The organism is Actinomyces succiniciruminis (assembly GCF_900002405.1).
GTDB classification, from domain to species: domain Bacteria; phylum Actinomycetota; class Actinomycetes; order Actinomycetales; family Actinomycetaceae; genus Actinomyces; species Actinomyces succiniciruminis.
Genome location: NZ_LK995542.1, coordinates 1 through 21462 on the forward strand (window position 1 = coordinate 1; position 21462 = coordinate 21462).

Consider the following 21462-nt stretch of genomic DNA (forward strand, 5'->3'; position numbering starts at 1 on the left):
GCTCACGAACCCACACCCCACAACCACACCCACACACCCCCCAACGCGCACGGCAGCACACACCACACACCACGGGGCACACACGCAGCCAGCCCAACACCAGGCACCACCGCGGCAAAGCAGCCGCACCACCCCACAAACCACGAGCCCACACAGGTCGCACGCACGGAAATACGAGCGGGTAGACACCACAGCCAAGGGCCCAGGGGCCGTGCGCGATCACTGTTATCCGCGCTTGATTCCCGGAAACACGATCAGGGCAACACGGCAACGGTGAGGCGGTGCAACCTTCGCAGGCATGCCCGTACTGGCTCGAGCCGCGAACCTCAGCCGGGCACGTACTCACCGAGGGGCCCCTTGGCCGTGTGCTCGGCAACGGGGTGTTCGACTACTACGCCTGTTAGCGGTCTACTACGCCACTTGGGCGTCTGTTGAAGGGCTCCGAGGTATACAGCAGACCGTCAACCGGCGTAGTAGACGGTGAAGTGGCGTAACAGACGCCCCCAGCTCCCGGGCGCCAGCCGGCATAGCATGACTTGTGGGTACTGAACCGTCATGACTCAGGTGGCGCCCCGGGTAGGGCCCACGGTTGGCCCCCGGCGTCGGTTTGGATCGCTCCAGCAGGAGGCGCCCGGGGCAGGGCCCGCGGACCGCGGACTCCGGCGGACCCTACCGTGCGGCCGAGAGCTCAGCCGCACGTACCACATGGGGTGCTGGGCCCGCTGGCCCGGGAAGCGCCCCACCACAGCCGCGCGCAGCGGAATGCCCCATAGCTCCATACCAGGGGACAAGACAGAGGCTACCCCGTGGATGGCGGCCCTAGACCCAGGAACTCAGCCACATGTGCCAGTGCCAGAATGTGTAGGACACGGTCTGGCCGGTCCAAATCGGCCACCACGCCGCCGCGAACGCCGCCGCGAGCACAATCACCCCGGCCATCAGTGCCAGTCCCTCCCCGCGCAGGCGCCAATGCGGTACGCCCGTCCAGGCCTCGGGAAGGCGGGTGCGCGTCGCACGCATGCCGAAACCGAAATATGCGGCCACGGCGCCACGTGGATAGGGGAGCTCCGGCCCAACGAGTCCCTCTTCGAGCAGGCGCGCCTCCTCGCGCTCGGCTGCCGACCCGGGCACGGGCGTGAGCATGCCGGACACTGCGCCCAGTGCCAACACCAGCACCAGCACCACGCATGGTACGAATGCCACCGTGTAGAAGGTGAAGATGGTCCGGTTGGAGTAGACGAACCACGGCAGGTAAAGGCCGATGTACCCGATCAGCGGCACCCAAACGCGCCAGTCGCGGCGGCCGATTGCAAGTACCACGACCACGAAGACCAGTGCCAGCACGGCCGCCCACCAGATGGGTATGTTGCCGATCGAGGTGATGGCCTGGATGCAGCGGCCCGAGCCGCAGTCGGCGCCGCCCAGCTCCTCAGAGCCCTTCCAGTACAACGACGTCGGTCGCCACTGCACCAGCCAGCCGATCGGCTTCGACATGTAGGGATGCTCGGTGTCCAGGCCAACGTGGAAGTTGTACATCGACAGGTGGTACTCGAGCAGGTCGTTGAGGGAGTCCGGTAGCCAGGAGCGCGCCACCGTGCCGGTCTCCGCGCGCTGCGCCGCCGCCCAGCCGCGGTAGTAGGCGCCGTCGTGCAAGAACCACGAACCCCAGCCGGCCCCCAGGTAGACGATGAAGGCCACCGGCACCAGGCGAATGAAGTCGCCCACGCCGCGCGCAACGGTCCCCTCGAGGAACCAGGCGCGCGCTCCGACCCGGCGCAGCGCCAACGTATCCCAGACGACCACAAGAATGCCGATGGCAGCCAGCAGGTAGGCGCCGGACCACTTCACCGAACAGGTCAGCCCGGCGGCGATGCCCGCCGCAATCAGCCACGGGCGCAGGTGTGCCCTCGGTGCCAGGGGCGCAGGCCCCTCCGCAGCGATGGGCACGCCCGCGAAGTCGGCCGCCAGACGCGCCCGGGACCATTCCCGGTCGCGCACGAGGCAGTAAAGCGCGACCGTCGCGAACAGGCCGATGAACCCGTCCAACAGCCCGATTCGTGACTCGGTGATCCCTACGCCGTCGATCGCCAGCAATACCCCGGCCAGGCCGGCTAGCAACGGCGAGCGGGTCAGCCGCAACGTGAGCCGCGCGAGCACGATCACCGTCAAAACGCCCGCCAACGCCGGCATGACCCGCCATCCGAAAGAAGAATCCGCGCCGAAGATCTGCATACCCAGACCGATCAGCCACTTGCCCAACTGCGGATGCACCACATAACCGGGGTCGGTTGTCAGCGCCGAGAAGTCTCCCTGCGCGAACAGTTCATCGGCGCCGTCGCCCCACTTGGACTCGTAGCCGTTCTGCCACAGTGCGTAGCCGTCCTTGACGTAGTAGATCTCGTCAAACATGAGCTCATGCGGGTGGCTCAGGCCAATCAGCCGCGTCAGCGCCGCCACCAGTCCGGCCAACGCGGTGGCGACCCAGCCGTTGATTCGCACCTGCCGCGGCAGTTCGGTACCCAGCGGTTCCAGTCCCAGTAGAGACCGCAGCTGGTTCTCGCTGCGTGGAGTCTCGGTCTCGCCGGGCTTACCGGCGTTGGTGTCGGTCTTGGAGGCGCTGTCGGTCTCGACGACGGCAGTCGCGGCAGCTGCCGCGTGCAGGGGGTCATCGCAGGGATGGGCTCCTGGAGTTGGGGACGCGTCGGCGCCATCCGGTGAAGCAGCACAGGGTGAAGTCACGCCTGCGAGTCTAAGGCGGCCCGTCATACTGAACCCATGAATAACGACATGAGTGGCGCCACGCCCGCGGACGTCGGCGGCGCACCGGCTGCCGAGGCCGACCGGACGGCAGAAACACGGCCGGTGGTGCCGGAGGATGCCGCGCCGCCTGTGGCGTCGGTGGACGCCGCCCCGCGTCCGGGAACGATCACCCTGGCAGCGACCCCGATTGGGAACGTCGCCGACGCCTCCCCGCGCCTGCGTCGGGCCCTGGAGCGTGCCGACCTCATCGCCGCGGAGGACACCCGCCGCCTGTTCGCCCTGGCCCGCCGCCTGGGGGTGAGCGTGGGCGGCCGCGTGGTGGCCTTCCATGAGCACAACGAGGCCTCCCGGGCCCCCGAACTGCTTGCGGCCGCACGTGCGGGCAGCGCCGTCTTGGTCGTCTCCGACGCCGGCATGCCGGGCATCTCGGACCCCGGCTACCGGCTGGTGGGGGCCGCCGTCGACGCCGACGTCCCGGTTACCGTCGCGCCCGGGCCCTCCGCCGTGCTCACCGCCCTGGTGCTCTCCGGGCTGGCCACCGACCGCTTCACCTTCGAGGGGTTTCTCCCACGCAAGTCGGGGGAGCGCGCCCGCGCCCTGGCGGCACTAGCGGATGAGCCGCGCACCATGGTGTTCCTGGAATCGCCCCGGCGCACCCATGAGACCCTGCGCGCCATGGTCCAGGCCCTCGGCGCGGACCGGCGCGCCGCGCTGTGTCGGGAACTGACCAAGACGCACGAGGAGGTACAGCGCGCAACCCTGGGGGAACTCGCGGACGCCACGGCCGACGGAGTGCTGGGGGAGGTGGTGTTGGTGGTCGCCGGTGCCCCCGCCCGGGTGGTGGACCTACAGCAGGCTGCCGCCGAGGCACTCGCCCTGGCCGACTCCGGCATGCGGCTGAAGGCTGCCGCCGCCGAGGTCGCCCCGAGGGCCGGCGCCCGCCCCAATGAGGTGTATCGGGCGGCGCTTGCCCGGCGCGACGCCGACGACGCCTGAAGCGCCGGCGCCCGGAAGAGGGCTAGACGCCCTGGCCGCCGTCGGGCGGGGGCAGCGGCCGGTAGACCACCTGCTGCGGGGCCAGGCCATAACCGACCGTCGGCGGCGCGACGGGGGTTCCGGGCCGCGGGCTCGACGGCGGTGGAACCGGAACCACGGGCGCTCCCACCGGCGGATAGGGGAACAGTCGGTTCATCATGGCGCGCGTGCGACGACGTCGGCGCGCCACCAGCCAGATCGCGCCGACAACGGTGCCGACCAGACCCGCCACTGCGAATGGCATCGAGGCGACCACCATCCGCAGGCTGCGGCTCCACTCCGGGGACACGTTCGCCTGGTTGATGATGATGGCGCTTGCCCCGGTGCAGGTGACCGCGTAGGTGCCGGCGTCGGTCGACCGGAAGCCAAGCACCTGCGGCGGTTCGCTGTTGTCGTGATCCAGCGGATAGACGTCCAATGCCGTGCCTGCCGGGTCGAAGACCGTGCAGGCGGCGTTGGCGTCGGCGGAGAAGAAGCCGTACTCGGTGTCCTCAAGCAGGGACAGCGCCGTCGACTGCCCACCCTGGTCGATCTCGACGGCGTCCTCCTCGTGCACGCGCGGGGCAATCGCCACCGCGGCGGCGAACAGCACGACCGCCACTAGCAGCGCTGCCGCGCCCCCGAAGGTGACGGCGCGCGGCACCTTCAGCGAGGGCAGGCCGTCGGCGTCCACGCCTCGCGGGCGCCGCGGTGGCCCATTGACGCCCGGACCGGGCTGATTCCACACGGCCATCGCCTGCACCTCTACTTTCTGCCGGTTACTTCCCGCCAGCGGCCCGCCGCCGGCTCCCTCGAGATTCAACCGTGACTTTACGTGACTTCACGGGGCAACGCTGTCCCCTTAGCCGCTCTTCACAATCCGGTGCCTGCGGTGGGATATGCAGCCTGCGCCTGTAGAGCTCGCCTGTTGTGTGAATTGCGCACGACGAGCCAGATGATGCCGCCGATCGTCAGGGGGACGCCCAGCACCAGAAGGCCGGCGGCGGCGAGGACCCCGAATACCGCGCGCCCGATGTCCTGGGCGCCGATCAGCGGACCGAAGTACACGTCCTCGCTCGCCAGCAAAGTGCTGCATGTGATGGCGTGGTCGCCGGAGGAGGCGGGCGCAATCACACCGAACAGTCGCCGGTCATTGACGGTAATACTCGACGACGGCTTGGTCACCTCCAACTCCGTACCGTCGGCGCCGGCCACGGTGCAGCCCGAGGACCCATTGCCGTACAGCCCGTACACCTCCCCGGCCTCGAGGCGAACGGTGGTGGTCCCGTTGGCGACAATCGGCTGCAGCTCGCCTGCGGTGCGCGTGGCCGAGACCGCCACGATGATGATGGCAATGCCGGCGACCACACACAGGGCCACCCCGGAGAGCAACAGAATCAGCGGACCCTTGCGCCCCTTGGGGGCCGGTGCGGGCGACGGCGCCGCTTGGACGTAGGGGCCGGGCCCGTAAGGCGTTCGGCCGGGGGCGTACTGCGCGCCGCCGGGGCCTGGTCCGTAGGGCGCTTGAGCGGGGTCCTGCTGTCCGGTGCCCGGCCCGTGGGGCGTGTCCGCATAGGAAGAGGTGGAACTCGGGGGATAGGACATGGGACTCCTTCGCGACCGTAAGGCGGCGAGGTCGTTGGTTCCTCGCGCTCTCGTCCTCACCCTATGCGCTCGGGCGCGAGGACCGGTAGGAGCGGTGAGCGCGCCAGCGGCTGGCCTTGCCGAGGCCGTGCCCGGTCGCGGGAACGGATAGGCTGCCCCCATGAGCCGTATCCTCTCCGCCGTCGCCTGGCCCTACGCCAACGGTCCCCGCCACATCGGACACGTCGCCGGCTTCGGCGTCCCCTCCGACGTCTTCTCCCGCTACATGCGCATGGCCGGCCACGACGTCCTCATGGTGTCCGGAACCGACGAGCACGGCACCCCGATCCTGGTGGCCGCCGACGAGGAGGGAATCAGCCCGCGCGAGTTGGCCGACCGCAACAACCGGCTCATCGTCGAGGACCTGGTGGCGCTCGGCCTGTCCTACGACCTGTTCACCCGCACCACCGCCGGCAACCACTACCGGGTGGTGCAGGACATGTTCCGCACCGTGCGCGACAACGGCTACATGGTCGAGCAGGTCACCCGCTCCGCTATCTCCCCCTCCACCGGCCGTACCCTGCCCGACCGCTACATCGAGGGCACCTGCCCGATCTGCGGCGCCGCCGGCGCCCGCGGCGACCAGTGCGACACCTGCGGCAACCAGCTCGACCCCACCGACCTGATCGACCCCCACTCCCGCATCAACGGGGAGACTCCCGAGTTCGTCGAGTCCACTCACTGGTTCCTGGACCTGCCCGCCCTGGCCGATGCGCTCGGCGCCTGGCTGGACGAGCGGGAGGCCTCCGGCGCCTGGCGTCCCAACGTCATCCGCTTCTCCAAGAACATCCTGGCGGAGATCCGCCCGCGCGCCATGACCCGCGACATCGACTGGGGCATCCCCATCCCCGGTTGGGAGGACCAGCCGAACAAGCGCCTGTACGTGTGGTTCGACGCCGTCATCGGCTACCTGTCCGCCTCCATCGAGTGGGCCCGTCGCAGCGGCGACCCCGAGGCCTGGCGCCAGTGGTGGAACGACCCGCAGGCCCTGTCCTACTACTTCATGGGCAAGGACAACATCGTCTTCCACTCCCAGATCTGGCCCGCCGAGCTGCTCGGCTACAACGGCCAGGGCCAGCGCGGCGGCGAGAGCGGTGACATGGGCGTGCTGAACCTGCCCACCGAGGTCGTCTCCAGCGAGTTCCTGACCATGGAGGGCCGCAAGTTCTCCTCCTCCCACGGCATCGTCATCTACGTGCGCGACTTCCTGGCCCGCTACCAGGCCGACGCCCTGCGCTACTTCATCTGCGCCGCCGGCCCGGAGACCGCCGACGCCGACTTCACCTGGGCGGAGTTCGTGCGCCGCACCAACGGCGAGCTGGTGGCCGGCTGGGGCAACCTGGTCAACCGCACCGCCGCCATGATCCACAAGCGCTTCGGCGCCATCCCCGCCCCGGGCGAGCTGGAGGACGTGGACCGGGCCCTGCTGGACGCCGTCGACGCCGGCTTCGCCACGGTCGGTGACCTGATCCGCCACCACCGGCAGAAGGCCGCGCTCGCGGAGGCCATGCGGCTGGTTGGCGAGGCCAACAAGTACATCGCCGACACCGAGCCCTTCAAACTCAAGGGTGAGGCGGGCAGCCCCGCCCATCAACGCCTGGCCACCGTGCTGCACACCCTCGCCCAGGTGGTGACCGACCTGAACCTCATGCTCTCCCCGTTCCTGCCGCATGCCGCCAACGACGTCGACCGCGTCATGGGCGGCGACGGCGACCTCGCCCCGATGCCCCGGATCGAGGAGGTGGACGAGCTCGACCCGCAGGTGCTGCCCGAGGCCTTCGCCGGCCGCACCGGCTACCCGATCATCACCGGCGACTACAGTGGCGTGCCCACGTGGGAGCGTCACCCCGTGGTGGTCGGCACGCCCATCGCCAAGCCGAGGCCCGTGTTCGTCAAGCTCGACGAGGCCATCGTGGAGGAGGAGCTGGCCCGCTACGCCGACTCCCAGCCCGACGACGTCACCGGCGCATGAGCCGTAAGCACCGCGACCGCTCCTGGCCGCCCGCCGACGCCGTCGCCCCTCTGGCGGCGCCCGTCACCGACAATCACACCCACCTGCCGGTTCCCGGAGAGGTAGCCGTCGGGCCCGGCGCCGACGCGCCGCTGGACGCCGCCGAACTGGTTGCCCGGGCAGCCGCGGTTGGAGTGACCGCTCTCATTACCTCCGCCGCGGAGACCACCGCCTGGGCGCCGAGCCTCGCCCTGGCGCGCGAGCTTCCCGGCGTACGGGTCGCCCTGGCCATCCACCCCAACGAGGCCGTCGCCCACGCCGGGGTGCGGGAGATCGGCCCCGACGGCCTGGAGCCCGTGCACCTGTCCCACCATGACGAGCCCCTGGACGAGGCCGTCAGCCGCCTGGAGGCGCAGGTGCGCGGCAGCCGGGACGTCGTCGTCGCCGTCGGGGAGACCGGCATGGACCTCTTCCGCACCGGTCCGCGCGGCGCCGCCGTCCAGCGTGAGGCCTTCCGCGACCACATCGCCCTGGCCAAGCAGCTCGACCTGCCGCTGCAGATCCACGACCGCGACGCCCACGCCGACTGCATCGAGATTCTGGAGGCCGACGGCGCCCCCGAGCGGACCGTCTTCCACTGCTTCAGCGGGGGAACGGCCCTGGCCGAGGCCTGCGCCGAGCACGGCTGGTACGCCTCCGTCGCCGGCCCCATCACCTACCCGGCCAACGAGGAGCTGCGCTCCGCCGTCGCGGCCGTGCCCGAGGAGCTGCTGCTGATTGAGACCGACGCGCCCTACTTGCCGCCGAAGCGCTGGCGCGGCCGCCCCAACGGCTCCTACCTGATGCCGGACACCGTACGTTTTCTCGCACAGTTGCGCGGATACGACGAGGCGAAAATGGCCGCCGTGCTGGCCCGCAACACCGCTCAGGTCTACGGCACATGGGTGTGAAATGTGTCAGTTTGTGTTGCTGAGCCATCAGTAGTCGGTTAGCGTGATCGGCAGTTGTCAACCGTTAGGAAGAATCCCAGTGGGTCGTCACTCCCAGAGCAGCTCCTTAAGCACAACGCTGGTTGAGCTTGGGGCACTGGCCTCAAAGAGCCTCACCAAAACCTCCGACGCACATGGCCGCCGTCGCGCCGACGGCCCCGCGAAGACCTCGATCTCGCCGGCCATGTACCGGGCGGGAGGGGTGGCCGCCACCCTGTCCCTGGCGGTTTCCGGTGGCGCCTACGCGGCCACGCAGTTCGGTGACTCGGGGGTTGCCCCCCTCACGGAGTCTCAGGCGCGTATGCAGGCCCTTGCCGTCTCCGGCGAGGACGCCGCCGATGCCCTCGTTGTGGGCGGCGACGTGGCCGAGGTGACCGCGGTTTCTGAGGACGAGACCGATGAGTTCGAGCAGGTGGAGCAGGAGACGGATGCTCTGCCCGAGGGGGAGACCGAGGTACAGACCGAGGGCGTTGACGGCGTCACTCGGGTGGTCTATCGCGTAACGAGCGTCGACGGCCAGGAGGTCTCACGCGAGGTGGTCTCCCGCGTGGTCGTCAGCGAGCGGGTCGACGAGGTGGTGCTGGTCGGCACCGGCGCGGCTGCAGACACCAGTGGCGAGGACGCCGACACCGAATCCACGACAACCACCGTCACGGCTTCCGGCGACGGCACCACCGCCGCCTCCGCCCAGTCGATCGCCCAGTCGATGATGTCCTCCTACGGCTGGGACGACTCCCAGTTCAGCTGCCTGGTCAGCCTGTGGAACCGCGAGTCCGGCTGGAACTACCAGGCCCAAAACGCATCCTCCGGCGCCTATGGCATTCCCCAGGCCCTGCCCGGCTCCAAGATGAGCTCGGTGGCCTCCGACTGGGCCACCAACCCCACCACCCAGATCAAGTGGGGCCTGGGCTACATCTCCGGGCGCTACGGCACCCCCTGCTCCGCCTGGGCGCACTCCGAGTCCACCGGCTGGTACTGATCTGCCTGATCTGCCGCGGTCGCCGTTGCGACAGACTTCGGTGGGTAACGCCGATCGACCTTGGTTGCTGAATCGTGACCTATGTCATTGTCCGGTCTCGCGGGCTTCGTTAGCGTGAAGACCAGTCGACGCCGGTTTCACTGATCGGTGGCGGCCGCAACCGAGGAAAGGACCCCATGACTTCCGTCAAAGCTCTGCACAAGCCCGGCCTGTTCCGCGCCGGAGGTGTGGCTGCGGCCCTGGCCCTGTCCATCTCGGGCGGTGCCTACGCCGCGGTCCAGGCCACCGCCCCGGGTGGTGACGCCGAGGTGCTCCCCGAAACCGCGGTGGTCGCCTCGGCGGCGAGCGCAGACATCGCCGCCGGCGCCGACTCCGCCGACGTTCTGGTTGCGGGCGGTGACGCCGCCGAGGTCTCCTCGGTATCCGAGGACGAGGTCGACGAGTTCAAGCGGGTGGAGCAGGAGACGGATGCTCTTCCCGAGGGTGAGACCGAGGTGCAGACCGCGGGTGTGAACGGAGTCACCCGAGTGGTCTACCAGGTCACCAGCGTGGACGGTCAGGAGACCTCGCGTGAGGTGGTCTCCCGCGTGGTGGTCAGCGAGCGGGTCGACGAGGTGGTGCTGGTCGGCACCGGCTCCACCACCACCGAAACCGCGGACGCCTCCGCCGCTGCTTCCGACTCCGCCAGTTCCTCTGGTTCCACGGCGTCCGGCTCGAGCAGCTCGACCTCCGGCAGCGCCTCGGCCGCCGACGACTCGGTGTGGGCGGCCCTGGCCCAGTGCGAGTCCGGCGGTAACCCGGCCACCAACACCGGCAACGGCTTCTACGGGCTGTACCAGTTCTCTCTGTCCACCTGGCGGGCGCTCGGCGGTACCGGCTACCCACACGAGGCCGACGCCGCCACCCAGACCGCCATGGCCAAGAAGCTCCAGGCCCAGTCCGGCTGGGGCCAGTGGCCCGGCTGCGCCGCCCAGCTCGGCCTGCTCTGACCATCCGGGCGGGCGCGGCCCCGGCAACAGCGGTGCCTGCCCACCAGGTCCGGCCGCCCCATCACCGCGCCGCCCAATTGGGCTCGCGGCGGCTCGACCACCGCGCCTGGCATAGGCTGGGCGCGTGCCCCAATCCGACGCCCGCGACAGCGCCCCCGGCCTCCTCGGCCCCGCCGACATCCGCCGCCTCGCCCGCGCCCTGGACCTGCGCCCCTCCAAGACGCGCGGGCAGAACTTCGTCCACGACGCCGGCACCGTCCGCCGCATAGTGCGCCTGTCCGGCGTCGCCCCCGGCGAGACCGTACTCGAGGTCGGCCCCGGGCTGGGCTCCCTGACCCTCGCCCTGCTTCAGGCCGGAGCCCGTGTCATCGCCGTAGAGATCGACCCCGTGCTGGCCCGCGCCCTGCCGGTCACCGTGGCCGACCGCCTGCCCGACGCCGCAGACCGCCTGGCGGTGCTGACCGCCGACGCCCTGACCATAACCGGGCCGCAATCACTGCCGGCCCCGCCACCCACGCGGCTGGTCGCCAACCTGCCCTACAACGTGGCCGTGCCCGTACTACTCAACGTGCTCGCCGCCCTGCCCAGCCTGCGCACCGCCACCATCATGGTGCAGGCGGAGGTCGCCGACCGGCTCGCCGCCGCCCCCGGATCGCGCACCTACGGGGTGCCCAGTGTCAAAGCCGCCTGGTACGGCGAGGTGCGCCGCGACGCCCGGGTCGGCCGCACCGTCTTCTGGCCCGTCCCCAACGTCGACTCCGCCGTTGTCACCCTCACCCGCCGCGAGCCCCCGGCCACCGCCGCCACCCGCGAGCAGGTATTCGCCGTCGTCGACGCCGCCTTCGCCCAGCGCCGCAAAACCCTGCGCCGGGCGCTGACCCCACTCGCCGGCTCGCCCGCGGCCGTGGAGGCGGCCGCCCGCGCCGCCGGCATCGACCCCGGCGCCCGCGGCGAGAGCCTGGACGTAACCGCCTTCGCCGCCCTGACCCAGGCCCTGGCCGAAGCCGGCGACCTGCCCGCCACCCCGGGCGGCGCCGTCGCCCCGGCATCCACGCAACCGGATAGGAACCAGACATGAACCCACTGCACGCCGTCCCCGGGGCCGTCCCGCAGCCGCCCCGCTCCGGATCGCTGACGCAGGTGCGCGTGGAAGCGCCCGGCAAGGTCAACCTGTTCCTGTCCGCCGGCGCCCCCGGCCCCGACGGCTACCACCCCCTGACCACCGTCTTCCAGGCCGTCCGGCTGATCGAGACCGTCACCGCGCGCCGCCAGGCCGCCGACCTGCGCGGCACCATCACCCTGACCCTGGCCGAGCCCGACCCCACCGTCCCCACCGACGCCACCAACCTGGCCGTGCGCGCGGCAGCCCTGCTGGCCGAAACCACCGGCGTAGGTGACGGCGTCGACCTGCTGCTGCGCAAGCGCGTCCCCGTTGCCGGCGGCATGGCCGGCGGCTCCGCCGACGCCGCCGCCGCCCTGGTCGCCTGCAACGCCCTGTGGGGCACCGCGCTCACCCAGGCCGAACTGGCCGGGCTCGCCGCCGAACTCGGCGCGGACGTGCCCTTCCCGCTGCACGGCGCCACCGCCGTCGGACACGGCCGCGGCGACCGGCTCACCCCCCTGCTGGCCCGCGGCAGCTACCACTGGGTTTTCGCCACCTCCGCGCAGGGACTGTCCACCCCCGCCGTCTTCCGCCGCTTTGACGAGCTCACCCCCGCGGCCGCAGCCCCCGCCGACGTGCCCGCCGCGCTGACCGCCGCGCTGCGCGACGGTGACGCCGCCGCCCTGGCCGCCGCCCTGCACAACGACCTACAGCCCGCCGCCCTGGACCTGCGCCCGCAGCTGGCCGAGGTCATCGCCCTGGCCGAGTCCGCCGGCGCCCTGCGCGCGATCGTCTCCGGCTCCGGCCCGACCATCGCCGCTCTGGCACCCGACCCGACCACCGCTGCCGCCGTGGCCAACGCCCTGAATGCCTCTGGCCTGGTCGCCGCCGCCCTGCGCGCCGACGCCCCCATCGCCGGCGCCCGGATGGTGGGCTGATGGCGCACCTGCTCGGCGTCGAATCCGTCCGCGCCACCGTCGGCCCCCGCATCCTGCTCGACGACGTCAACCTCGGCATTGAGGACGGCGACCGCATCGGCGTGCTCGGCCCCAACGGCGCCGGCAAGTCCACCCTGCTGGCCCTGCTGGCCGGCACCCGCGAGCCCGACTCCGGCCGCGTCACCCGCGCCGGAGACGCCCGCGCCGCGCTGCTGTCCCAGTCCGACCGGTTCGCCCCGGAAGCCACCGTGCGCACCGCCGTGCACGGCGCCGCCCCCGAGCACGCCTGGGCCTCCGACCCGGCGGTGCGCGACATCCACGCCGGCCTACTGGCCGACCTCGACCTGGACGCCCCGGTCTCCTCCCTGTCCGGCGGGCAGCGCCGCCGCGTCGCCCTGGCCGCCGTCCTGACCGCCGACGCCGACCTGGTAATCCTCGACGAGCCCACCAACCACCTGGATGTGGAGGGCGTCGACTGGCTCGCCCGCCACCTGTCCGCCCGCTTCTCGCGCCGCCGCGACGCCGGCGCCCTGGTCACCGTCACCCACGACCGCTGGTTCCTGGACGCCGTATGCAACCACGTGTGGGAAGTCGTCCCCGGCGTGGACCCCGGCGGCAACCGCCCCCAGATCCCCGGGCGGGTGGAGACCTACGACGGCGGTTACGCCGCCTACGTGCTGGCTCGCGCCGAGCGCGCCCGTCTGGCTGCGACCGCCGCCGCCAAGCGCGAGAACCTGCTGCGCAAGGAACTGGCCTGGCTGCGTCGCGGCGCTCCCGCCCGCACCTCCAAGCCGCGCTTTCGCATCGACGCCGCCGAGGCCCTCATCGCCGACGTGCCACCGCCGCGCGACACCGTGGAACTCGCCGCCATGGCCACCGCCCGGCTGGGCAAGAAGGTCATCGACCTGGAAGACGTCAGCGTTGACTACCCCGACCCCGCCGCCCCCACCGGGCGGCGCGAGGTGCTGCGCCGGGTCACCTGGCGACTCGCACCGGGCGAGCGCGTCGGCGTCGTCGGCGTCAACGGCGCCGGCAAGACCACCCTGCTGCGGCTACTGGAGGGTGCCTTGGCCCCTACCCACGGGCGGGTCGTGCGCGGCCAGACCGTCGCCGTCGCCACCCTGACGCAGACCACGCACGAACTCGACCCGCTGGCCGAGATGCGCGTGGTCGACGCCGTCGCCATGGTCGGGGAACGCACCCTGGTCGGCGGCAAGGAGCTGACGGCCGCGCAGCTGGTGGAACGGCTCGGCTTCACCCGCTCGCGCGCCTGGACGCGCGTGGGGGAGATCTCCGGCGGGGAGCGGCGCCGCCTGCAGTTGCTGCGGCTGCTGATGGGGGAGCCCAACGTGCTGCTGCTGGACGAGCCCACCAACGACCTGGACACCGACACGCTCGCCGCCATCGAGGACCTACTCGACTCCTTCCCCGGCACGCTCGTGGTCGTCTCCCACGACCGCTACCTGCTTGAGCGAGTCACCGACCACCAGGTCGCCCTGCTCGGGGACGGCACCATCCGGGACCTGCCCGGGGGAGTGGAACAGTACCTGCAACTGCGCCGCGAGGCGTCCGACGCCGCGCAGGCGGCCGCCCGACAGTCCCATTCCGCCCCGGAGGCCTCCGCGCGCGGAGGCGCCGCGCTGCATGCCGCACGCAAGGAACTCGCCCGCGTCGAGCGCCGCCTGGAGAAGACGACGGCCCGCATCGACGAGCTGAACCGGCACATGGAGCAGGCCTCGGCGCAGGTGGACGTGGAACAGCTCACCGAACTAGGCCGGCAACTCGCCCGGGCCGAGGCCGAGCGGGAGGAGCTGGAGGCCCAGTGGCTCCAGGCCGCCGAAGCGGCCGAGTACTAACCGGCTGCTTAGAAGCTCATTGGCCGGGTGACTCGTTGAGCACGTCCACGGGGGCTACCGCCTGGCCGAGGGAGACGATGTCATCCAGCGCGCCGGCCACCACTTCCGGGCTGGCCTTCCACGCGCGCATGACCAGGTCGACCGGAACGGTCGGCAGTCCCGCCATGCGCAGGACGACCATGGCGCTGGGGCGAGCGGTTGTGCCCGGGGCGGTGTCCGTTGACACGGCCTGGAATCCGGCCGTCTGCGGCGTGGGGCGCAGCCGCTGCGGTTCGGACTGCGGAAGCAGGTCGGCGATCAGCGCGCGCTGGGTGGCCCGCCGCCCCTCCTTGGTGCCGTCGTCCTGAGCGATTACCAGGCTGAGGTCGACCGCGAAGATCTGATGCCCGCCCTCGCCGACGTGCAGCAGCCGCGCCAGGGAAACATCCCGCTCGGTGTGTCGCAGCTCCTCCAGCAGGTTCGCAAAGGCCGTGCGCCACTGGGGGCCGGTCATGTCGAGCATGCGGCTGCGGGTCTGCGCTTCCATGCGTGCCCACCCCGGCGGGGGGAACTCGGGGATGACGACCCAGCGGTCGAGGTTCGGGGAGACGGCGATCTGCATTGTGCTACTCCTTTAACAGGCCTGCGCAATATATCGGATCCGGCAGGACCTATGCTGTGTGGGTGGCCGACTCTGCTCCTTCACCGATCCCAGCCTCCCGGCGTCGGCGCGTGGCCAGCGGCATCGTCGACATCGCGATTATCACTGCGGTCGGCATCCTGACGCCGCTGCCGCCCGCAGGCCGGCTGGCCGCGGGCCTGTTGACGGCGGCGCTGATCACCCTGGCGCAGGCGCTGACAGGTGCCAGCCCGGGGCAGCTACTCGCCTCAATTCGGCTGCGGCGCGCGATCTGCCCCACGGATCCTCCGGGGGGCGCTGCCGCCGAACGCGCCTGGCTGTTCACGCTGGCGGCCCTGCCGACATTCGGGGTGCTCCCGCTTGCCATGGTGGTGAGCATGGATACCGGCGGCTGGCACCGCACCTGGTATGACCGGATGGCCGGGACGATCGTGGTCGATAAGGAACGCAGCCCGGAACTGGTGCGGGTGGTGACCGCGAACGGGCGCCTGTTCACCGTGACACAGCCGACCGTGGTGGGGCGGGCTCCCGATCCGCTCCCGGGAAGGGCGAGCCGGCTATTGGTGGACTTTCAAGATGACCCATCGGTTTCCAAAACTCACGCGCTGCTGGAGCCGGTGCGCGGCGGCGTGCTCATAACCGACTTGTACTCGACCAACGGCACGCATGCGGAGGACGCCCACGGAGTTCACCGCTTGAGTCCGGGGCGGGCGCAGACCGTGGAACGTGGACGGCGCGTTTACTTCGGCGATGCCGAATGCACAATTCAGTAACGACTTGCAGCCGGGGTGCCAGCTTCGGCAACAGGCGTAGTTGACGGTGACGGGTTCCGCCGGTCAATGCGGTTGGCTCGGGTTGCTGCGTGTGAGACACTTCCCAAAAGGTGAGCCATCGCCTCGAGCCCGCTGGACAACGGCTGTAAGGAGATAACGTGAGTAACGCGAACAACGAACGCGAGACTCTGTGGGCGGAAGGTGCTTGGAGCGCAGCCGTGACGCCGCGAGGGGTGTTGCTGCTGCCGCCGGAAGTGCCGGAGGAATTGGTGACTCAGCTGTGGCGCCTGCTGCGATCCCCCGAGGGCGGCCTGACCGCAATACTCGATCGACTCGTGATGGGGACCGGCGGGCACCTCGCCCGCATCCCCGACTTCGCACTGGTACTGCTGGAGGACTCGGGTACCCACCTCGCCCTGCGCGGCACTCCGTCCCTGGTGGTCGACGGGCAGCGCCTCGACGCCGCCAACGTGGCCACCTGGATGGAGGCCTCCCTGCCCGGCGAGCCCAGTATCTCGTTGTCCGTGCCCGGGCAGCCGGGGACAGTGCTGCGCCCCGTCGTCGACGCCGTATTGCGTGCCGGCAGGCTCCAGCTGTGCATGCCCGACACCGGTTCCGCGGCGGAGAACACCGAGAGCGAGCAGGCGGACGCCGCTGCCGCTGAGTCCGACACCCAGCCGGAGACGGTCGAACTCGACGCGGCGCAGCCCGAGGCCGACTCCGGTGCGGGTGCCACGGACGATTCTGCCGCAGACTCGCCCTCTGACCTGGGACACGACTCGGAGGCCGCCTCGGAGCCCGAGCAGGCAATGGAAGGCCAGGAGCGCCCCGGCGATCACGACGGCTGGACAGTGGCAGACCTGCCCGAGGATCTCGTTGACGAGCTCGGTCGGATGCTGCCGGCCCAGCAGGCGCAGACAGACTCCGACTCTGCCACGCCGTCGCCGACGGCCCACACGGAGGTGCCCGAAACGGAGAGCACCCGTATGGCACTGTCGGTGGTGTGCCCATCGGGGCACGCCAACCCCACCAACTACGTCACCTGCCGCGAGTGCGGTGCCGAACTGACCCAGCCGGCGCGCATTATTCCCTGCCCGCCGCTCGGCCGGGTGCGCGTCTCCTCCGGAGGAGAGGTCGTGCTCGACCAGCCGGTGCTCGTGGGCCGGGAGCCGTCCCCGGAGGGAGTCAGTGAACTGGGAGGCGCCACGCCGGCACTGATCACGGTGCCCAGCCCGGAGCAGGTCATCTCCCGCAACCATCTGCTCATCCAGCTCGACGAGTGGTCCGTGCTGGCTCGTAGCCTGTCCACCGCCAACGGCACCGTGCTGCGGCGCGACGGCGCCTCCCCGATGCGGATGCCCCCCACCGAGCCGGTGCTGCTGCGCAGCGGTGACATCCTTGACCTGGGCGACGGCCAGTCGCTGCTGCTGGAGGACCTGCCGTGACTCATGACCGTGAGGAGTCCCCTCCAGAGATCCCCGGATACACCTATCTGAGGGACCTGGGGGCGGGGGGCTACTCGCGGGTTTACCTGTATGAACAGCACATGCCACAGCGTGAAGTGGCCGTCAAGGTCATGAGTTGCGGCGTCGCTCTGGGCCCCGTCTCCCGCTTCGAGTCCGAGGCCAACCTGATGGCGCAGGTGTCCTCGCACCCGGCCATCCTGTCCATCTACGCTGCGGGCACGGCCGACGACGGGCGCCCGTTCCTGGTGATGGAGTACTGCCCGCCGCCGCAGTTGAGCACGGTGCTGCGCCGCGGCCCGCTGAGCGTTGCCGACGCCTTGAGTACCACCATTCAGATCGCGGGGGCGGTGGAGTCCGCGCATCGCGTCGGCATCGTGCACCGCGACATCAAGCCCGCCAACATCCTGTTCACCGCTTATCGTCGGCCGGTACTGTCCGACTTCGGCATCTCCGCCATGAGCGGGCCGCGCAGTGAAGGTGACGAGTTGCGCGGCATGAGCGTGCCCTGGGCGCCGCCCGAGCAGCTGGTCGGCTCCCACCTGGCTGATCCGGCCTCGGACATCTATTCTCTGGCGGCAACCGCCTACGCGATGCTCACGGGCCGCAGCCCGTTTGAGATTCCCGAGGCCTCTGACTCTGTTTACGAGTTGTCGCGGCGCATCATCAAAGACCCGCTTCCGCCGCTGGGGCGTCAGGATGTGCCGCCGTCCCTGTACCGGGTGCTCAGCGTGGCGATGGACAAGGACCCTGCCCGCCGCTACCCCTCGGCTTTGGCATTTGCACGAGCACTGCAGCAGGTTCAAGCCGAACTGGGCCTGCCGATCACCGCGGTGGATCTGTTCCACGCGGCCGGCGAGTCTGAACCCGCCCACGATGACGACGTCCTGTTCGACGATCCCAAGGCCACGCGCCTGGGCGTGTTCGAGCCCGTCGCAGAGGCCGAGACGCAGGTTCCCGTTGTCGACGTCCAGGCGACGGATGACGAGCCGGGGGATGGAACACGGCGCTCGCGGCTGTCGATAGGGATACTCGCCGCGATCGTCACGGTGGCGGTGGTTATTGCCGCCGTGGTCAGCTCACGCATGGCGGAGAACAGTCGGCCCGTCGCGACCTTCGCGACCCTTGCCCCGGCGGCCAGCGCCGACCCGCTGGGAGCGTCGGTGACGCCACCCCGCAACCTGGTCGGCAATCTCTCCAACGACGGCGCAACGGTCACGTTCACCTGGGAGGCGCCGGAGGACGACTGGGACGGCAACTTCCTGTATCGCGAGGACCTGGCCGGAGAGCAGGACCCCGCCATGCAGTCCACGCAGGCAACCACGGTCACTTTGCCGGCCCGATCGGGCAGCACCTGCATCGAGGTCTACAGCGTGCGCGCCGATGGCCGAACCTCCGCCCCTACCTCACTGTGTGTGAGCACAACGGCAGGGCACGCGCAAAGCGCCGAGTAGCGGCGGTCTTGGCAAGATCGGGTGGACAAGCGCCGCGGCGGTGCCGGCGGCGGCCGTTAGTCCTCCACGCGGAAGGACGCCCGCCCGAGGATGAGGACCGAGCCGACCGGCGCGGGGGCCGGCACCTCCGGCTGCACCTGCCTGACGCTGCCCTGCTGCTCTACGCGGGTGCCGTTGGTGGAGTGCAGGTCCGTGACCCATAGGCCTCCGGGGACTGGGGCCAGGGCCGCATGCGTCTTGGAGATGGAGCGGTTGACGTCGGGCAGGATGACGCATGCCGCCTGCGGGTAGGCGGAAATGTTGTCCGGATCCCGGCCCACCACCGTGGGGGAGACCAGCGTGATCGGTGCGCCACCGTCCGCCGGCACGAGCCTGATTCGCACCGTCTCGGGTTCGGGCTTGCGGTGCGAGGCACGTCTCCGGCGGCGCGTGCCCCCGCTGGGCTGCGCCGGTTGCGTTTCGGAGCGCGCAGGCTCAGCGGCATGGGTGCTGGGGCCGGCGGAGCCGACGGCGATGCCGGAGGGGGCGGTGGGGGCGTCATCGGTGGTGGCGTCCAACGCGGTGGGCACGGCCGACCAGGGCACCGAGTCGATGATCGCCGCCCGGCTGTTCGGCACGGAGGATGCCCTGGCGCTGTCGACGGTGTCCTGCACCTGCGTAATCGGGCCCCCGGATGGCATGAATGCGAAGCGCGCTTCTGAGAAGGGCCCGCGTGCGCCGGCTCCAGAGGTTGGGACGGCCTCGGGTTGCGAGGCGGGGACATGGTCAGGAGTGTGTGGATTCACGCTCACCATCCTGACGCCGGTGAGCCGATCATGCCAACCTCGGCCCTCCGGGTCCGCGGCGGCCGTGTACAGCAGCGCGATGGCGCCCAGTCCAAGCGTCGGTGCCACACATATGAAGGTGAGGTCCGCGTGAAGGAGCACGCCGACTCCCGGGGGAAGCCCGTTGCGGTCGTTGACCACACGCACATCCATGAGGCGGCCGCCCGGGCTCCAGCCGGTGCGCCCAAGGCCCACCTCGCGCACTGCCAGTACGATCACAGCCGCCAGCAGTGCCGCGATTACCCAACTACCGAGCCCGATCAGGTGTAGGAGCGTGGTGAGCACCGCGCCCGCCAGGGTACCCCCGGCCAGATCGACCAGCCCCGCGAGCACGCGCGCCCGGATGGGTGCCGGGCGGGCGGCGTCGGCATGGGTGGGCGAGAGCGTGGTGGCGGGGGCCTGCGGGGTGCGCGTGACGGGGGCCTGCGCCGGGTCGGGCAGGGGCGGTGTCGGCACACCCTCGGCGCGATGCGATGCTGAAGTGGCCGTCACAGGTGTGTCCTCCTCGAAGTGCTTGGCCGCGCTCTGCGCCCAGCGGGCCGCCACAACGACCGCGGTGACAGGCGCGCCAGCAGGCGGCGCCACCAGGGTCGATCGGACCCCATCACCGGGATGATGAGGTCGGCGGATTCCCAGATCTGGTTCAAATCGTACGATGACGGGTCGCCCGCCGCGAATACCTGAGCGTCGATTGCCCGCGCGAAGCGGTGAAGCTCCGCCTGAGGGAACCCCGAGGAGAGCTCGGCGGCCGCCTCCCTGCGGGTTACGCCGTCCGGCGCCCTCCTACCGAAGTCGCGGGCGCGGTCGACCACCTCGTCCCACGCCCCCAGGGCGCGTTCAACTCCCTGCCGACGGCGGCGCCGTTTACGGCGCAGCGCCTTTGCGGCGAGTATGGCCGCCAGCAGTGCCGCAATCCCCGCGACCACTGCCGCCGTGACGATCACGGCGGTGGGGACGCCGGTGACGTGGTCCTCCTCCGAGCCGTTGTTGTCATTATCGTCGTAGACCGGCGGCAGTTCGGCCGGGTCCTGCTGGGGCAGCGGGGGCTGGAGCACCTGCGGCTCGGGGTTGGACACCTTGCGGGCGTTCTGCTGTTGGGGCACCTGGTCGCGTTCGGGGGTGACGGTGAAACCGATCCAGCCGGCCTGCTCGAAGGGCACCTCCACCCAGGCACTGACGTCTTGTCCGGTGACGTCGGAGGCGTCGCCGTCGATAGCCGGATCGAAGCCCATGACTACACGCGCCGGGATCCCCAGCGAACGGCACATGAGCATCATCAGCACCGCGTACTGTTCGTCGTCGCCCACCAGGGAGTCGGCGGTGACCATGGCCGCCAGGCGGGCGGCGCCGTGCCCCGGGGCGGAGGGGCTCTTGGTGCCGTCGGAGTAGTAGCCCGTGCGCAGTGCCTGCTGGAGGATGCGGATCTGGTTGAGCGGCTCCGATTCGGAGCCGACCAGTGAGTGGGCCAGCGCCTGGACGGCCGCCGGAACATCCTCGACGGGGCCGAGTTCGACGTCGGCGAGCGCCAGCCGGGACAGGTCCGAGTCGGAGAGGGCGTCCGGGACCGCGATGTTCTCGGTCAGGACGTCGCCCGCGGCCAGTCGGGCAGTGACAATCCCGGTTGAGGAGAAGGAGTCGTAGAACAGGGAGTCCGCGATGGCATCGGCGCGAGCCCCGGAGGGGGCGATGGACACTGCGTCGGCGACGGTGGGGACCCAAGGGTAGGTGTATCCGTCCAGAGTGAAGTTGACGGTGACGGCGTCGGCTGTGTTTCCCGTGTTTACCGCGCCCGCTGCATTGTCTGCGGCGGAGGCGGCGTCTGTGGCCACCAGCGGCGTCCCCTTGCCGACGTGCTGGAAATGGGAGCCGGTGCCGGCATCCTGGCCGATGCGCGCGGACAGGCCGTCGTATGAGTCCAGGGCGGCGATGCGTATGCGTGCGCCCTCGGGCAGACCGGAGACCTCCATGAGGTTGGTGGAGGCCATCTCCGTCTCCAGCGTGCGCACCAGCGACAGGGGGGTGGCGTACTCGGTGAGGTCCAGCGGCGGGGCGAACAGGTCCCGCAACACCGTGCGGGCGTGTGGCGCGGCGGGGGCGGCGATGGCGA

At 70.7% G+C, this 21462-nt stretch carries 17 protein-coding genes; 11 read left to right on the forward strand and 6 right to left on the reverse strand.

Annotated features, from left to right (window positions below; all coding sequences use genetic code 11):
- Positions 1-819 precede the first annotated feature (819 nt).
- Positions 820-2739 (reverse strand): dolichyl-phosphate-mannose--protein mannosyltransferase, encoded by a 1920-nt coding sequence (locus tag BN1056_RS13445; RefSeq protein ID WP_425306133.1) that lies wholly within the window; start codon positions 2737-2739, stop codon positions 820-822.
- A gap of 36 nt (positions 2740-2775) precedes the next feature.
- Here BN1056_RS13445 and rsmI point away from each other — a divergent pair, with 36 nt between their 5' ends.
- Positions 2776-3756 (forward strand): 16S rRNA (cytidine(1402)-2'-O)-methyltransferase, encoded by a 981-nt coding sequence (rsmI, locus tag BN1056_RS13450; protein WP_244671731.1) that lies wholly within the window; start codon positions 2776-2778, stop codon positions 3754-3756.
- Between the two features lie 22 nt (positions 3757-3778).
- Here rsmI and BN1056_RS13455 read toward each other — a convergent pair whose 3' ends face one another.
- On the reverse strand, positions 3779-4528 hold the full coding sequence (locus BN1056_RS13455; RefSeq protein ID WP_210582043.1) for a hypothetical protein: 750 nt from the start codon (positions 4526-4528) through the stop codon (positions 3779-3781).
- 119 nt (positions 4529-4647) lie between these two features.
- Positions 4648-5379: a hypothetical protein gene (locus BN1056_RS13460; RefSeq protein WP_210582046.1), complete on the reverse strand. Its 732-nt coding sequence runs from the start codon at positions 5377-5379 to the stop codon at positions 4648-4650.
- Between the two features lie 160 nt (positions 5380-5539).
- Between BN1056_RS13460 and metG the strand changes: the two genes are divergently transcribed.
- The 7 genes from metG to BN1056_RS13495 all read left to right on the forward strand — a co-directional run bounded on the left by metG (position 5540) and on the right by BN1056_RS13495 (position 14222).
- On the forward strand, positions 5540-7390 hold the full coding sequence (gene metG, locus BN1056_RS13465) for a methionine--tRNA ligase (RefSeq protein ID WP_210582047.1): 1851 nt from the start codon (positions 5540-5542) through the stop codon (positions 7388-7390).
- A complete protein-coding gene (locus BN1056_RS13470; protein ID WP_210582050.1) occupies positions 7387-8319 on the forward strand; it encodes a TatD family hydrolase in 933 nt (310 codons plus the stop codon). Before metG ends, BN1056_RS13470 begins: the two co-directional genes overlap by 4 nt.
- A 79-nt stretch (positions 8320-8398) precedes the next feature.
- Positions 8399-9337, forward strand: coding sequence for a G5 domain-containing protein (locus BN1056_RS13475; RefSeq protein ID WP_210582052.1), 939 nt, complete (start codon positions 8399-8401; stop codon positions 9335-9337).
- A gap of 176 nt (positions 9338-9513) precedes the next feature.
- Positions 9514-10326 (forward strand): resuscitation-promoting factor, encoded by an 813-nt coding sequence (locus tag BN1056_RS15000; RefSeq protein ID WP_210582054.1) that lies wholly within the window; start codon positions 9514-9516, stop codon positions 10324-10326.
- A gap of 124 nt (positions 10327-10450) precedes the next feature.
- Positions 10451-11404: a 16S rRNA (adenine(1518)-N(6)/adenine(1519)-N(6))-dimethyltransferase RsmA gene (gene rsmA, locus BN1056_RS13485; RefSeq protein ID WP_210582056.1), complete on the forward strand. Its 954-nt coding sequence runs from the start codon at positions 10451-10453 to the stop codon at positions 11402-11404.
- Positions 11401-12366 carry a 4-(cytidine 5'-diphospho)-2-C-methyl-D-erythritol kinase gene (locus tag BN1056_RS13490; protein WP_210582058.1) on the forward strand — a complete coding sequence of 322 codons (966 nt, stop codon included), beginning with the start codon at positions 11401-11403 and terminating at the stop codon, positions 12364-12366. Before rsmA ends, BN1056_RS13490 begins: the two co-directional genes overlap by 4 nt.
- Positions 12366-14222 carry an ABC-F family ATP-binding cassette domain-containing protein gene (locus tag BN1056_RS13495; RefSeq protein WP_210582060.1) on the forward strand — a complete coding sequence of 619 codons (1857 nt, stop codon included), beginning with the start codon at positions 12366-12368 and terminating at the stop codon, positions 14220-14222. The genes BN1056_RS13490 and BN1056_RS13495 overlap by 1 nt, the downstream gene beginning before the upstream one ends.
- Positions 14223-14238: 16 nt before the next feature.
- Here the strand turns inward: BN1056_RS13495 and BN1056_RS13500 are convergent, their stop codons facing one another.
- Entirely contained in the window at positions 14239-14823 is a 585-nt protein-coding gene (locus BN1056_RS13500) for a hypothetical protein (protein WP_210582063.1), read from the reverse strand.
- Positions 14824-14885: 62 nt separating this feature from the next.
- On the opposite strand from BN1056_RS13500, the gene BN1056_RS14890 reads away from it, so the two are divergent.
- From BN1056_RS14890 to BN1056_RS13515, 3 genes are all read left to right on the forward strand, one after another.
- Positions 14886-15614, forward strand: coding sequence for an FHA domain-containing protein (locus tag BN1056_RS14890; RefSeq protein ID WP_244671732.1), 729 nt, complete (start codon positions 14886-14888; stop codon positions 15612-15614).
- Between the two features lie 158 nt (positions 15615-15772).
- The gene (locus tag BN1056_RS13510) at positions 15773-17059 is read left to right on the forward strand and encodes an FHA domain-containing protein (RefSeq protein ID WP_244671733.1); all 1287 of its coding nucleotides are present in this window, start codon (positions 15773-15775) and stop codon (positions 17057-17059) included.
- Positions 17056-18531, forward strand: coding sequence for a serine/threonine-protein kinase (locus tag BN1056_RS13515; protein WP_210582065.1), 1476 nt, complete (start codon positions 17056-17058; stop codon positions 18529-18531). The genes BN1056_RS13510 and BN1056_RS13515 overlap by 4 nt, the downstream gene beginning before the upstream one ends.
- Before the next feature lie 56 nt (positions 18532-18587).
- Here BN1056_RS13515 and BN1056_RS13520 read toward each other — a convergent pair whose 3' ends face one another.
- Together BN1056_RS13520 and BN1056_RS13525 are read right to left on the reverse strand one after the other, a co-directional pair.
- Positions 18588-19847, reverse strand: a complete 1260-nt coding sequence (locus BN1056_RS13520) for an RDD family protein (RefSeq protein ID WP_210582067.1) — start codon at positions 19845-19847, stop codon at positions 18588-18590.
- Positions 19844-21462 (reverse strand): transglutaminase-like domain-containing protein (locus tag BN1056_RS13525; RefSeq protein ID WP_210582069.1); only part of this gene is annotated, 1619 nt, incomplete at its 5' end. The genes BN1056_RS13520 and BN1056_RS13525, both read right to left, overlap by 4 nt.

What these genes read in the sequence shown, in the direction of transcription:
- metG (WP_210582047.1), top strand. Translation starts at nt 5,540, where the DNA reads ATGAGCCGTATCCTCTCCGCCGTCGCCTGGCCCTACGCCAACGGTCCC.
- BN1056_RS13490 (WP_210582058.1), top strand. Translation starts at nt 11,401, where the DNA reads ATGAACCCACTGCACGCCGTCCCCGGGGCCGTCCCGCAGCCGCCCCGC.
- rsmI (WP_244671731.1), top strand. Translation starts at nt 2,776, where the DNA reads ATGAATAACGACATGAGTGGCGCCACGCCCGCGGACGTCGGCGGCGCA.
- BN1056_RS13455 (WP_210582043.1), bottom strand. Translation starts at nt 4,528, where the DNA reads ATGGCCGTGTGGAATCAGCCCGGTCCGGGCGTCAATGGGCCACCGCGG.
- BN1056_RS15000 (WP_210582054.1), top strand. Translation starts at nt 9,514, where the DNA reads ATGACTTCCGTCAAAGCTCTGCACAAGCCCGGCCTGTTCCGCGCCGGA.
- BN1056_RS13500 (WP_210582063.1), bottom strand. Translation starts at nt 14,823, where the DNA reads ATGCAGATCGCCGTCTCCCCGAACCTCGACCGCTGGGTCGTCATCCCC.
- BN1056_RS13470 (WP_210582050.1), top strand. Translation starts at nt 7,387, where the DNA reads ATGAGCCGTAAGCACCGCGACCGCTCCTGGCCGCCCGCCGACGCCGTC.
- BN1056_RS13495 (WP_210582060.1), top strand. Translation starts at nt 12,366, where the DNA reads ATGGCGCACCTGCTCGGCGTCGAATCCGTCCGCGCCACCGTCGGCCCC.
- BN1056_RS13460 (WP_210582046.1), bottom strand. Translation starts at nt 5,379, where the DNA reads ATGTCCTATCCCCCGAGTTCCACCTCTTCCTATGCGGACACGCCCCAC.